We start from the raw sequence: 13,261 nt of genomic DNA on the forward strand, positions 1-13,261 counted from the left end.
CACGCCTCAGACGAGACAACAGACGCATTCGAGCGAACAGCCCTCTTCCTGAAAACCCATCTTGGCTAAGCCAGCCGCTTCCGCAAAGATCGCCAATCGTCGACAGCGCTGGTGGTCGATGGTAAAAACAGCCGGTAGTGCACGCTGGGGTGCAACACCCATTTCGCTGTTCGACCGCGGTCGCGTTGTGCGTCGCGACGGTATCGACTCAGAAAGCGCGTTGTTTCAGCCACGGGGTTTGCGGCAAGAAGCTCCGCCCCCCGCCACGGCTGATACCCACCTCCCCACAGTAATCTGGACACCATTGCCGTTGCCCACCCAAGCGCGACGCCCCACCCAAGGAGCACCATATGTCGGTCGGCCTGCTCGCCGTTGTCGATGACATTCTCACCGCGGCCCTGAAGGCGAGCGCGAAGACGGCAGGCGTCGTCATCGACGACGCGGCCGTCACCCCGCAGTACGTACAGGGGCTCTCACCCGCGCGCGAACTCCACGTCGTCTGGCGGATCGCACTGGGCAGTCTGTTCAACAAGTTCGTCATCATCATCCCGCTCGCACTTCTCCTTTCAGCGTTCGCACCGTGGGTGCTGCCCTGGTTGCTCATCCTTGGCGGCAGCTACCTGTGCTTCGAAGGCGCAGAGAAAGTCACCGAATGGTTCGGCGCGCACCACGCCGCCCACGAAACCGAACCGCGCGATGAGGGCAAACTCATCTTCGGTGCCATCCGCACCGATCTCATCCTCAGCACCGAGATCATGCTGATCGCGCTGGCCAGCCTCGACCCTGACTTCGGCATGTGGATGACGCTGGGCGCCCTGGTGGTCATCGGCCTCGGCATGACCGTGCTCGTCTACGGCGCCGTCGCCCTGCTGGTCAAGATCGACGACATTGGACTCGCACTCATGCAAAATCCCGCACGGCAGGTGCGACGCACCGGCGCGCGCATCGTGGCTTCAATGCCCACCGTCTTCACGGTGATCAGTATCATCGGCACCGTCGCCATGCTCTGGGTCGGCGGCCACCTCGTCATCGCCAACCTCGCCGAAACGTTCTGGCACGGTCCCTACGATCTACTCCATGTCGCGACCCACGCTGTCGAACCCGCCGGACCCGGTGTCGTCTGGCTCACCGACACCGCCATGTCGGCCGTGTTCGGCCTCGTTCTCGGCCTGATCATCGCCGCGATCGTGTTCGGGATATCCAGTCTTCACAATCGCAGCAAACCCAACGTGCCAGCGAAGGAACCCTCCACCCCAAGTGCCTGAACGGACCGACGGTGTCGCCGTCGCGGCTGGAAGACGCTGCGAGGTAAGCCTGTCGGGTGTCGGATTGGGCCCATTGCTCAAGACCACTTCGCGCGGCAACGTGACCACCTTTTGCATGATCTGAGAACCACCGCGGACGTAAAAGATGTTGGCGGACCCTTCTCCTCGAAACTCATAGGGGATCACCGCGTCATCAGCATGCGGCGTCGTGCGAGGCGGGCCGAGCGGCGTCGATGTCAACCGGCAGGGCAGCAAACGCGACACCGCATTCAGGCTCTCGTTGGCTTCATGGAGGTCCTTCACCTCGCGCATGAGCTTCTTGATCCCCTCCGGCTCGGCACTGGCGGAGCCAGCCTTCGCTCCGCATCGATCTGCACCTTGCTAGGGTCGTGGAATGATCGAGAAATCATTGCCGCAGACGGACGACTCCCAGTCCGCGGCAACAATGCGGCGAATTACCGATGCCGCGACTCGCGAATTCGCGGAACACGGTTATGCGGGCGCCCGCATTAATCGCATTGCGACCGACGCGTCGGCGAACAAGCAACTCATCTACCGATACTTCGGCGGAAAGCAGGAACTCTATGAGGCAGTACTCGTCGAGATGACGCGCACGTCTCGGGCGCTGCTCGCCCAGGAAAGGAAGTCCGGACGCGACTATCTCGACTACCTCACCACGCACGAGTCGGGGCCGGACAGTGGCTCTCAGTTTCCCTTATGGGCGCGAATACTGGGGTGGGAGGGTATGACTAATGCTTCCCAGGCGCCCCAGATCGATGAGCTTCGACGCGCAAACTTCCGCTCACGCAGCGCCTGGATCCGCACCGACCAGAGCCACGGCGAGATCTCCTCAACATTCTCGCCGGAGTTTCTTAACGCCGTGCTCATGGCGGCGAGTATCTTCCCCATTACGATGCCGAAAACATTTAAATTGATCCTCGACAAGGATGAGATCTCTGATGACGACCTGCGCGATTGGTCTATTTTCATCAAGCAGCTCGTCGGAGACGGCCTCAACTAGCGCAGCGAGAATCGGTGCGCACCGACGTCTTTAGTAGATACCGATCGTGTCATTTGTCCAGTGTGAAGTTCACCAGCGTCATTTCGTCCGAGATTGCGCTAAAAGCACACGCCACTCGTTCGTCGATCATGGCCTCGGCTGGCCCGTTGAGCAACCGCCCGATGATGACCGGACCCTCGTCAAGTTCGACCATGACGACGGTGTACGGCACGTCAGTGAACGCGGGATTAAGGACACGGTAGTAGGTGCAGTGGCTGTAGATTTTGCCTTTGCCCGAGAGCACTTCCCACTCGTACTCCCGCGACAGGCATGAGGGACAGGTGTCCTGCGGAGTCCACCGCAGCTCGCGACAGATAAGGCAACGCTGCATTGTCAACTGCCCCTGTCGGGCCGCGTTCCAGAACGGTGCGGCCTGCGGGTCTTCGATGTTGGGAAGCACTGCCCCTACGTCTGCGTTCATGAGTCACCCCTCACCAGAATGGATGCCGCGGCCTTGACGAAGGCGAAGGTCGAAGCGTAGACCACAGCGCGCGCATCATTGATCTGCCGCTGATCCGCGGCGCCACGCAACTGTTGAACTCCTTCAAAAATGTGAAGCCATCCCCACATATACGCTTCCGAAAGCTGACCACCGTTGGTGTTCACCGGAAGGTTTCCCCCCGGATAGGTGTGACGCTCCGCAAGCCAAGGCCCGATGTCCTCGGGCGTTTGGAACCCCAGGTGGGCAAGCATCTGCAGGGGCCAGACCGCGGTCGGGTCCTGAATATACACGGCATCAATATCGGATCGATCCAGGTCGGCACTCTCGAAAACCCGGTCACCCACGTCGCGCAACCACCCCCGCAGCACGGTGTCGTCCTGGGTAAAGGTCGAGCCGGTCGCTCCCACCTGCGCCATTCCAGCCAGATAAATGGGGCGGTCAGTGAATTCGGACGCGCGATCCGCGGTCGTCACGATCAAAGATACGCCGCCGTCGGAGATCATCGTGATGTCCGCCCGCCGGAGGGGATCGACCAAGTACGGCTGGGCGAGATAGTCCTCCATGGTCATCGGATTCTTAAAGAGGGCGATCGGATTCAATTGCGCCCATTCGCGCTGGGACAACGCGATATGCGCGAATTCTTCTTCCGTCGTGCCATAGAGATGCCGCCAGCGCTGCAACGCCATGCCTGCCTGCCCCGCGACGTGCGCGAATCCATAGGGCGTACTGAAGGAACCGGCGCCGGGTGCTCTGCCCCCCGCAAAGGGAAAGCGATCCGTTCTCTGGTTCGTGCCGTACGTGAGGGCGATCGTCGAAGCCATCCCCGATCGGAGCACCATCTGAGCCTGGTGAAGCGAGAAGTTGCAGGTTCCATAGTCCAGCGTCGTGGAGTACTTCGGGTGCAAGCCAGCAGTGGTCGCGACAAGCTCATCGTTTCCATCACCCGCCATCTGCTTGCAGGTGATGAGTCCGTCGAGGCGGTCCTTTGTGATGCCCGCATCGGCGAGTGCTTCTGCCAACGCCTCGACCGCCAGGCTCGACGCGGTGCGCCCCGGATGTTCACCCTGCGCCGTTCGGCCAATGCCAACAATCGCGAGGGTATCTGGTGAGATTCCCATCAGATCACTCCTTCCGACCGTAACCGACCGATCTCCGTGGACGACAGGCCCAGCAAATCGCCAAGCACGTATTCGTTGTCCTCGCCGTAGTTGGGTGCTCCGCGCTGCGTTCGTCCCCCCGCGTGCGAGGGGGTGGCGCTCAGATCGACGGGTAGCTCGTATACCGGCCAACGGCCAATTTTCGTGCCTTCGACTTCCGTGAGCCAGTCAAGGTGAGCGAGTTGCGGATCCCGGTCGTACCGATCGGCCGCCGTCTGCGCTGCACCGGCGCGAACACCCACCGCCTGAAGTCGCTCCATAAGTTCATGACCGTCCCACAGTGCGGTCCATTCCGACACGCGCGCATCGACCTCGGCGCGATGAGCGGATCGAGCGTCCACATCTCGGAAGCGCGGGTCCGCGATCCACTCCTCATGCCCGGCGACATTCGCTAGTCGTTGCCACTCATCGTCCGTGAATACTGCGATTGCAATCCAACGATCTTCGCCGCGGCTCGGGTAGATTCCGTGCGGGCTAGCGCTCGAGTAGGGGGAACGGTTTCCCGATCGAGCGAACTCGCGTCCGTTGATCTGCCAATCAAGCAGCGACGGCCCGATGAGCGCAATGCCGGACTCGACCTGTGACGAATCGATATGCTGTCCATGCCCAGTGATCTCGCGATGGTACAGACCGCTGAGGACTGCCTGCGCGAAGCTGTAGGCACCGATCCAGTCAAGGTAGGAATACCCCCAGCCAGCTGGCGCGAACGGGGTGCCGAACCCGCTCATTTCGTTCAGACCCGAGAAGGATCCCGCGACCGGCCCTACCGTGCGGAAGCGCCCGTAGGTTCCCTGGCTGCCCATGCCGGACTGCTGAACGTAAACGATCTGATCGTTGAGTTCACGAAGCGCCTCGTAGCCGAGCCCCCACTTGTTTAGCACGCCCGGGGAGAATCCCTCGGTCACGACATCTGACACGCGAACGAGCTCACGTGCGATCTCGAGCCCCTGAGGGTGGGTGACGTTGAGCGAGAGCCCGAGTTTGCCGGGGTTCTTGTTGTTGAACTGCCCGCCCATGTCCGGGTCTGTCACGGGAGGAAGGGGACCGGATGCGGCATCGCGGGCGGCGCGACCTCCGACCGGGGCCATGGCTCCAAGCCGGGTATCGGGGTGGGCATGCCACTCGACCTTGATCGTCTCAGCGCCGAATCCACTGAGAATGCGCGTACCTCCAGCGGATGCAAGGAACCAGCCGAAGTCGAGGATGCGGACGTTGCTGAGCGGAAAAGGCTTGTTGTGAGGAGAATCGAGCAGGCGAGGGCTCGTTCTCGCTGGCCCTGGCCCTGGCCCTGGCACTGGCACTGGGCGACTCATTGCCTCGGTATTGAGAATCTCCGCAGTATGTTCACCCACACGCGGGGCGCGTGTCCCGGTCTTCCACGACGTCTCGGAGGAGCGCCACTTGGAGACGGGGTAGAGGTAGCTCTCGCCGAGATCCTCATGCTTGATGTGGTCGAAGGTGCCACGAGCGAGCCAATGTTCGTCAGTCGCGCTCTCGTGCGGCTTGCGCACCGGTACCCACATGAGTCCAGCGGCCTGAGCCTCACGCCATGGCACGGCGTCGTAGGTGAAGGACTCGATCAGTCGCTTCGCCGCGTGCTGTGCCTCGAGCATCTTGGGAGACAGAGGGGCCGAGCCGGGAATGTTCCGCGCGTTGCCCGTTGCCCGCGCTTCTTCACTCGGATCGAAGCCGGGTACGGAGATGCCGTATGACTGTGCCAATGCCATCGTGCGGTCGGCGTCTTTCTCCATCATCGAGAAGGCCATGATCCATCGACCGTCCTTCGTCTGCGCGATTGTTTTCGCGTAGTCCAGATTCGATGAAGCGTGCCGACAGGTCTGGCGGTGGATTTCGACTCGTCGCATCGCCCATTCCATGACGTCGATCTCAGTGTTTTTCGAGACTGCTTCGTGGATGGCGCACCCAACAGTCTGCCCCTCGCCCGTTCGCGCACGGTGGAACAATGCTACCTGGATGCCGTAAAGGAGCTGCTCGCCGGCAATGTGGTACGCCTGCCAGAGTTGCGGAGCGATCGGCGGAAGGTCATAGCCAGCTGCCGGGGCCGGGTCGTAGCCGCAGCACATCGCGACCCCTCCTAGTGCGAGGTGTACCAGATCTGATCCGACGAAGTCCGACCACGGTCCGTCATCCCCGAATGGAGTCATCCGCGCATGCACGAGCGCGGGAAACCGTTTGCGAATCGCCTCCTGCGAGAGACCGATCGGGTCAGGGTGATCCCCCGAGACCGACTGAAGGAAAATATCCGCCGTGCCGATAAGGCGCAGGAGCTCCGTTTGCCCTTCGTCGGTCGAAACGTCTAACGCAACCGATTTCTTGCCTCGGTTGTAGTGCCAAAAGTGCAGAGATCGTTCCGCATCAGGAATGTCACCTACGAAGGGCCCCATCGCCCGCGATTGTGCGCCGGTTGGTGGCTCAATCTTAATGACCTCGGCTCCAAGTCCTGCGAGCTGAAGACCGACATACTCTCCAGTCACGTCCGCAAGCTCGATCACCCGAATTCCATCGAGGACGGTCTTGGAGTTACTGGGGCGGTTCTCATCGTGATTGAACATGGTTCCTTTTCTGTTGTCTCGCAAGCCTGTGAAGCCGCGTTGCTAGTACGCTCCGCCGTGGGCGAAGATTTTGCGGGGATTTTCGATGAGAATCTGATCGATGTCGTCCTGTGACACGCCCTGCGCTTGCATCGCGGGGATCACCTTGTCGGTGATGTAGGTAAAGCGCCAGTCCTTCAGGCCTGGCATGAGGGCGCGCTGCTGGCGCGTAACGCTGTCTGATTCCACATTTGTGTCATGCCCCATGACCATCTGAGATGCGTAGCCTCGTCGGCACAGTTCGACAGCAATTGCGATTCGCTCATCTGCCGGCGTGGCCTCTTCGGCGTGCATGCCGTTGATGCTGATGCCGAATCGGTCGAGCCCAATGAAGGAGCCACGTGCCAGCACCTGTTCGGCGTACGCCAGATCAGCGATATCGCCAACATGGCCGATCACCACACGGCTCAGATCGACCCCTTCTTCCTCCAGGATCCGCTGCTGGGCGAGACCCTGCTGAGAGGCCGCGTGTGCATGCGTCGAGATCGGAACTCCCGTTCGTCGGTGAGCTCGTGCGACGGACCTGATCACGGTCTCGACATCCTCAGTGATCCCGTGGGTGTCGGTTGCGCACTTGAAGATCGCAGGCCGAATACCGGAACCGCCGACTCCTTCTTCTACCTCACGAACAAAGAAGTCTGCGATGAACCCAGGACGGCTCATCTCATTGAGGCGGAAGAAGGTTGGCAGGTCGCGGAACGTGTAGACCCCTGTTGCCACGATGATTTGCATCCCGGATTCACGAGAGATTCGCGCCACACGAGGCAGGTCGCGGCCTAGACCATACACGGTGAGGTCGACGATCGTCGATACGCCTCGGTTCTTGAAATCGGCAAGCTGCTCGACTGCCGCCGCCACCATTTCCTCTTCGTCCCAGGGGTAGTTGATCCGCAACTCCGCATTAAGTGTGAAAACATGCTCGTGCATGGACGTCGCAGCGAGCTCGTCAACAGAGATCGTTCCTGTGGCGGTTTCCACGGTGGGCGAGTCAGCCATGTGAGGTCCCTTCGAGTTGGTCGTAGTCATGAGTAGTCGCTTACACCGCACCCACATCGGCCAACGACCGACCGGCTGTTTCCGTCTTGAGCACGAAGACTGCGACGAGAATGCTAAGGATGCACATCCCGGCAATCAGGTAGAAGACCCAGTTCGTCAACCCGGCGCCCATCAGCGCACCGAAGATGATCGGTGCGGTGGCGGCTCCGATTCGCCCGACGGTCGAGGCGAACGATGATGCGAGTCCGCGAACCTCGGTCGGGAAAAGCTCGGCAACCCAGACTTGCAGCGGGTTCGTGTCGAGAGCGAACTGATACACCAACATGACGAGGAGGAAAATCCATCCGGATTCCGCTCCCAGCCCGAGCAAAGACGACATCGTGAGCGCGGCAATCGCCATCACCGCGTACGCCATGATGAAGGCAAGTCGACGCGGCAGCTTGTCAGCGGTGAGCGTGAAGAACAGTCGACCACCGATGGACACCGTGTAAATCAGGATGACGGCGCCGATCGCGGTCTGGAGGGGGTAGCCGAGCACGGTTATAAGGATGGATGGCACCCATACGCTCCACCCGTAGGTAGCCCCTTGGTACAGGAAGAAGGCAAGCGAAGCGCCAAGGGTACGACGGGCATAGAGAGGCTTAAAGAGTATTTTGAAGCTCTTGAGCACACCACGCTTCTCGTCGGAGTCCAAACCGCTTGACGTGTCGATGTCATCGACTGAGCTGATCCGCGCGCCCAAACGTTGTGCTGCTATGACCGCCTCGGCATGTCGGCCCTTCTTCGCAAGCCACCGGGGTGACTCCGGAACCTTACGCCGGATGTACAGCGCAATGAAGGCGGGAATGATTCCGACCACAAACAGCCACCGCCAACCGACCGTCGGGATGAGAGCGCCTGCAGCTAGGGCTGCGAGGATCGTGCCGATCGGCCAGGTCAATCCCAGTGACGCCATTAGTAGACCGCGTCGACGCTTGGGCGCAATCTCAGCGATGTACGCGAGGTCGATCGGAATCATCGCTCCCATGAACAGACCGCTGAGAAAGCGAAAAGCCATGAGCATCTCGAAACTTGTCGACAGTGCGCTCAGCCCCGTGAGCACGCCGATCCCAAGCACCGTAATGATCATCACCATGCGACGCCCGTACACATCGCTCAGAAACCCGAAGGTCAGTGCTCCGACTGCCATGCCCCACAGTGCCGAGCTGCCGATCAGCCCACCGACGAACGGCGAGAGGTTCCATTCGTCGAGGACGGAGGGCAACGCCAACGCCATGATTTGAGTATCAAAGGCATCGAACATGAACGCGAGCATCGTCGCGGCAAGCGCAACATAATACTTGCGGCTCAGCGGGAGATTATCGATCACATCACCGATCGCGGGTTTCACTCGTGTGTCGAGCGCCATCAGGGGTCCCTACAACTTTCTTCATCATTGAACAAAAGGAGTGTTGCGTCTACGCCGTGGCTGTCCGCGCGACATGGTCGGCAGGTAATTTAACCTCCGGAAATATCAGAGTAACCATTTGGTTGCCCCAGTGTCAAGGCGAGCTACATCCGCACGAACGGCTGCCAACGCTTGATTCTGAGACTTCTTCTAATTGGATTCAACTTTTTGGGACAGCGTCGCAGGATCACATCCGAGGCGGTGGCAACCCCTGTGACGCCAGCCGGGTTAGCGGTGCGAGCTCGTAATGCTCCGCGACCTCAGCCTCACGCGGACTATCGGCGTTTGCACGAAGCTTTCATCCAGCGATGCCGTCGTACCCGCGGCAAATAGTTTTGGTGGCGATCGCAGGCGTAGACCCAGTCGTCGTGCAGCGCGGAGAACTCCCCGACGAGCCCGACGCCGAGTTATCCATCATCGGACTGCCACTATCGACAACCCCACCTAAACTAAAACAACTCATCGTCAGGTTTTCAGTAATCTCCACCATCCAATGGGACGTGACCCAGTAAAGGAGCCATTCCATGATTTTTATCGTTGCCAAGTTCACTGTGAAACCAGAGTGGAGTGATCGCTGGCTGGACCTCACACAGGATTTCACAGAGGCCACGCGCCAGGAACCAGGCAACCTGTGGTTCGACTGGTCGCGCAGTGTCGACGATCCTCACCAGTTCGTCCTCCTCGAGGCATTCCACGATGACGCCGCGGGAGCTCACGTGAACAGCACTCACTTCTCGGCGGCCATGAAGGCTATGCCTCAAGCGCTCGTGAAGATTCCAGAGGTCATCAGTGAGCGTATCGATGCCGAAGGTTGGGGCCCATTGGGAGAAATGACGATGCCCGAGTAGCTATAAGTTAAGCGATTGCTTAATTGTTTGACGTGGATCCCCCACGAACTAACTCACCATCCGCGCCGCAAAGAGGCGCGCCCAAAGGTCAATGAGCTCAAGGCGCCGAACAGAGGTTGTTTACCGCTAACTACCCCGACGCCGCCAAACGAGACTAGCAACCGGTTATAGGAAACAGGACTATGCACGATCTCAATGCCCTTACGGTTCGAAGCATCTCAGTGTCCGAGATGAGCAATAACGTGTACGTACTCACCTCGAAATCCAGCGGCGCACAGGTACTGATCGACGCCGCGGACGATGCACCCGCCATCTTCACCCTGCTCGACGATGCACAGAAAGACACGAGTGCCATCGCCAGGCTGGCCCTCATAATCACCACACACTCGCACTGGGATCATGTGCGGGCTCTTGGCAAGGTCAGGGAACTAACGAAAGCACCAGCTGCGGCGGGTCTCGACGATATCGCGGACATTGCCGTGCCTACGGACATACCCTTGCGCCACGGGGACGTCAGGTCCATCGAAGGCATTGAACTCGAAGTAATCCACCTGCGCGGACACACCCCCGGGTCGATTGCCGTGCTCTACCGCGATCCGTATGGTCCCGCCCATTTGTTCACGGGCGATTCCCTCTTCCCCGGCGGAGTTGGGAATACCGACGGTGATGCTATTCGTTTCGCATCGCTGTACAACGACATCGTCACCCGAATCTTCGACTACCTTCCGGACGACACACTGGTGCACCCGGGCCATGGGGCAGGCACAACGCTTGGGGCTGAGCGGAGCAAGCTCTCCGAGTGGAAACAACGCGGCTGGTGATGACGGCAACCGGCTAGGCCATCCGGCGGCTCACACCACTGTTGCTTCGTATGATCCACTTCAGACCAGAGAGTTTGAAGGAGCCGCAGACATGTCCCTACTCGCCCTCATCACCGGTGCATCGTCCGGAATAGGCAAAGCGTTCACCGAGCAACTAGCCGGCGACGGTTACGACCTGATCGTTGTCGGCCGTCGACTCGAACGGCTAGAAGCACTCGCGGCATCGCTCCCCGAAGTGACGGTGCAGGTTAGCGCCGCACAAGGGCAAGAATGATCAGCTCTCCCGCGAGGCCATGTCTCGCGAGATTATGGTCCTTTACACAGCTGCCGGAACGCATCCGCTAACTTCCTGTCTCCCGCTCATGCTTCAAGCACCCGTCTTCCTGGCACTATTCTCCGGGCTCTACGACGCCCAGCAGGGGAAGGTCGGCATCGGCCTGCGCATAAAACCCTTGCTATGCAGTTCGGCAGCGCACAGCTCTTCGGCGCTGCTCCCCTGCACGACTCTTTCGCCACGCAATGGTCGTTAATGACCGCTGGCCGGCCATTCGAGCCATCCGACGTGTGGATCGCCGCGACAATGGTCGCACTCATGACGGCCTCACAGATTTTCACACAATTGCAGGCTAGCTCGAAGGAACCTTCGCTGGAAAGTAGAGCCTCTCCGCTGTTCCGCCAGCAACGGATCTTGACGTATCTGCTGCCCGTCATCTTCGTAGTCTCCAGAGTGGCCTTGCCCCTCGGTGTCTTGTTCTATTTGCTCACCTCGAACCGTTTGACCTTGGTGCAGCAGGTCATCGTCGTGCGGACCCTGCCACCGGCGGGCGCCGGACCGCCCACGTAGTCGCCCTTCTGCTGCGCGGCCGGGTGACGGAGGAACAAGCCAAGCAGGGGCTTAATTCCCGGCCTGATTGATCGTGAACGCGGTGAGAAATCCCACAGCGGCGATGAGGCCAGTGAGCGTGTGATGTTCTTCAAAGGCCTCGGGGATCATCGTGTCGGAGAGCATAGCCAAAATGGCGCCGGCGGCCGTTGCGGTAATGAATGCGACGAGTTCGACCGAAGCGCTTTGTAAACTGACATACCCGATCAAGGAGGCGATTCCCGAGATGACGGCGATCCCTCCCCAAACCCCGAAGACGTAACCGGCGCTCCGGCCGGCCTTCTTCATGCCAGCCGTGCTGGAAAGTCCTTCCGGCACGTTCGAGATGAATACCGCTGCCAGGACGGCCGGGCTGACCGCACCACCCGCGACGAGTCCGAGCCCAAGGACGACGGATTCGGGAATACCGTCGAGCAGCGCTCCAACTGCAATGGCAGTCCCGCTACCCGGACTCTCCTTTTCCGAGGGCTGCTTGCCCCCGGACCGCTTCCGATGTCTAGCTCCTCGGCGGGCGAGAAGCGCGTTGGCTCCCACGTAGACCAACGCCCCCGCCAAAAAACCTGCCGCTGTCGGCCACAGGCCCCCGGCACGGGCTGCTTCATCAACCAGATCAAAAGCCAGAGCGGAAATCAATACTCCGGCACCAAACGACATGATCAGCGAAACAACCTTGGAGGGGATAGTCCACCACCACGACAAGGCGGAACCAAGAACAAGCGCTCCACCGGCAAGCGTTCCCCAAAAGAGAGCCTGCAACCACACCGGCATGGTCGTCACCTTTCCCAAAAACTGGTTGCTGTGTCAATTTCTCGGACTTACCGCTGGGCTCCACTTGCGCCAATCATAGAGTCGCCGAGGCGGATGAGCCTGCTGATGGTCACGCGTGCGAATTCTGGCGACGTGTAATGACGGCCCTGAGGACAACGGGCACCACGGAGAGAACCACGATGCCGATCAGTACGAGATCAATGTAACGTGCTGCGAAATCGGCGACGCCCGGAATATGCGCCAGTCCAAAGCCCAAGAGCACAACCCCGGTCGTCCACAGCACCGCGCCGACGATGTTGAACATCGTGAACACCCGCCTGGGCATCTTGCCCACGCCGGCGGCGACGGGAGCGAAGGTACGCACGACCGGCACGAACCGGGCGATAGTGACGGCCGCCGGCCCGAACCGATCAAAAAACCCTTGCGTTCGCGTCACGCTGTTGCGGCTGAACAGGCCGGAGTCACGACGGTCGAATATGCGACGGCCCGTCGCGCGTCCGATGGTGTAGCCGAGCTGGTCGCCCAGCGCGGCCGAGAGCGCGATGGCCGGGATGACGACCCACAGGGGCTGGCTGATCACTCCGCTGAGGGTGAGAACGCCGGTGAAGAACAGCAGGGTGTCGCCGGGCAGGAAGAACCCGACGAGTAGGCCGGTCTCCACAAACACGATCGCGCACACCACTACAAGGCCCCAGACGCCGGCGCCGGCGATCACCGACTGCGGATCCAGGATTCCGGAGGTAGGCAGAGCGAGAACGGTCATAGTGTTCATGCTGCAAGGGCTTTCTTTGAGTTATCTGAAGACGGGCCGGCATCCGCTGCTGCACGCGGTGATTGACCTGCCGCGGATATCTCGGACAGTGGGCCCTCTTAAAATGAGGGATCACTGAAAGTCGAGATCAGCATGACCGCAGCACGTAGGCGTTTCACCCAGGAGTTCAAAGACGAGCTGTGCCGTGAGG

The 13,261-nt window shown here is 60.3% G+C and carries 14 protein-coding genes; 7 read left to right on the forward strand and 7 right to left on the reverse strand.

The annotated features are described in order from the left end of the window. The first annotated feature begins 350 nt into the window (after positions 1-350). Positions 351-1,265: a DUF808 domain-containing protein gene (locus CJ028_RS05520; protein WP_105034285.1), complete on the forward strand. Its 915-nt coding sequence runs from the start codon at positions 351-353 to the stop codon at positions 1,263-1,265. Between the two features lie 394 nt (positions 1,266-1,659). Continuing rightward, entirely contained in the window at positions 1,660-2,286 is a 627-nt protein-coding gene (locus CJ028_RS05525; protein WP_105034286.1) for a TetR/AcrR family transcriptional regulator, read from the forward strand. Between the two features lie 49 nt (positions 2,287-2,335). On the opposite strand, the gene CJ028_RS05530 is transcribed toward CJ028_RS05525, so the two are convergent. The 5 genes from CJ028_RS05530 to CJ028_RS05550 are packed head-to-tail and all read right to left on the reverse strand — an operon-like array spanning position 2,336 to position 8,940. Next, the gene (locus CJ028_RS05530; protein WP_105034287.1) at positions 2,336-2,746 is read right to left on the reverse strand and encodes a Zn-ribbon domain-containing OB-fold protein; all 411 of its coding nucleotides are present in this window, start codon (positions 2,744-2,746) and stop codon (positions 2,336-2,338) included. Then, complete coding sequence (locus CJ028_RS05535; protein WP_105034288.1) at positions 2,743-3,885, reverse strand: thiolase family protein; 1,143 nt, start codon at positions 3,883-3,885, stop codon at positions 2,743-2,745. The genes CJ028_RS05530 and CJ028_RS05535 overlap by 4 nt, the downstream gene beginning before the upstream one ends. Further along, positions 3,885-6,497, reverse strand: a complete 2,613-nt coding sequence (locus tag CJ028_RS05540) for a CaiB/BaiF CoA transferase family protein (RefSeq protein ID WP_105034289.1) — start codon at positions 6,495-6,497, stop codon at positions 3,885-3,887. The genes CJ028_RS05535 and CJ028_RS05540 overlap by 1 nt, the downstream gene beginning before the upstream one ends. 42 nt (positions 6,498-6,539) lie before the next feature. After that, positions 6,540-7,532 (reverse strand): phosphotriesterase family protein, encoded by a 993-nt coding sequence (locus CJ028_RS05545; RefSeq protein ID WP_105034290.1) that lies wholly within the window; start codon positions 7,530-7,532, stop codon positions 6,540-6,542. Positions 7,533-7,572: 40 nt separating this feature from the next. Beyond that, positions 7,573-8,940, reverse strand: a complete 1,368-nt coding sequence (locus tag CJ028_RS05550) for an MFS transporter (protein WP_105034291.1) — start codon at positions 8,938-8,940, stop codon at positions 7,573-7,575. 563 nt (positions 8,941-9,503) lie between these two features. On the opposite strand from CJ028_RS05550, the gene CJ028_RS05560 reads away from it, so the two are divergent. The 5 genes from CJ028_RS05560 (at position 9,504) to CJ028_RS21345 (ending at position 11,492) form a co-directional block, all read left to right on the forward strand. Then, positions 9,504-9,827 carry a putative quinol monooxygenase gene (locus CJ028_RS05560; RefSeq protein WP_105034293.1) on the forward strand — a complete coding sequence of 108 codons (324 nt, stop codon included), beginning with the start codon at positions 9,504-9,506 and terminating at the stop codon, positions 9,825-9,827. A gap of 182 nt (positions 9,828-10,009) precedes the next feature. Then, a complete protein-coding gene (locus CJ028_RS05565; RefSeq protein ID WP_105034294.1) occupies positions 10,010-10,648 on the forward strand; it encodes an MBL fold metallo-hydrolase in 639 nt (212 codons plus the stop codon). Between the two features lie 91 nt (positions 10,649-10,739). Continuing rightward, a complete protein-coding gene (locus CJ028_RS05570; RefSeq protein WP_105034295.1) occupies positions 10,740-10,922 on the forward strand; it encodes an SDR family NAD(P)-dependent oxidoreductase in 183 nt (60 codons plus the stop codon). Between the two features lie 19 nt (positions 10,923-10,941). Beyond that, a complete protein-coding gene (locus CJ028_RS21900; RefSeq protein WP_105034296.1) occupies positions 10,942-11,178 on the forward strand; it encodes a YidC/Oxa1 family membrane protein insertase in 237 nt (78 codons plus the stop codon). Beyond that, positions 11,106-11,492, forward strand: coding sequence for a YidC/Oxa1 family membrane protein insertase (locus CJ028_RS21345; protein ID WP_105034297.1), 387 nt, complete (start codon positions 11,106-11,108; stop codon positions 11,490-11,492). The genes CJ028_RS21900 and CJ028_RS21345 overlap by 73 nt, the downstream gene beginning before the upstream one ends. A gap of 51 nt (positions 11,493-11,543) precedes the next feature. On the opposite strand, the gene CJ028_RS05585 is transcribed toward CJ028_RS21345, so the two are convergent. Continuing rightward, positions 11,544-12,299 carry a ZIP family metal transporter gene (locus CJ028_RS05585; protein ID WP_105034299.1) on the reverse strand — a complete coding sequence of 252 codons (756 nt, stop codon included), beginning with the start codon at positions 12,297-12,299 and terminating at the stop codon, positions 11,544-11,546. Positions 12,300-12,408: 109 nt separating this feature from the next. Further along, entirely contained in the window at positions 12,409-13,062 is a 654-nt protein-coding gene (locus tag CJ028_RS05590) for a DedA family protein (RefSeq protein WP_161498901.1), read from the reverse strand. Between the last annotated feature and the right edge of the window lie 199 nt (positions 13,063-13,261).

The organism is Cryobacterium aureum, assembly GCF_002954245.1.
GTDB lineage: Bacteria > Actinomycetota > Actinomycetes > Actinomycetales > Microbacteriaceae > Cryobacterium > Cryobacterium aureum.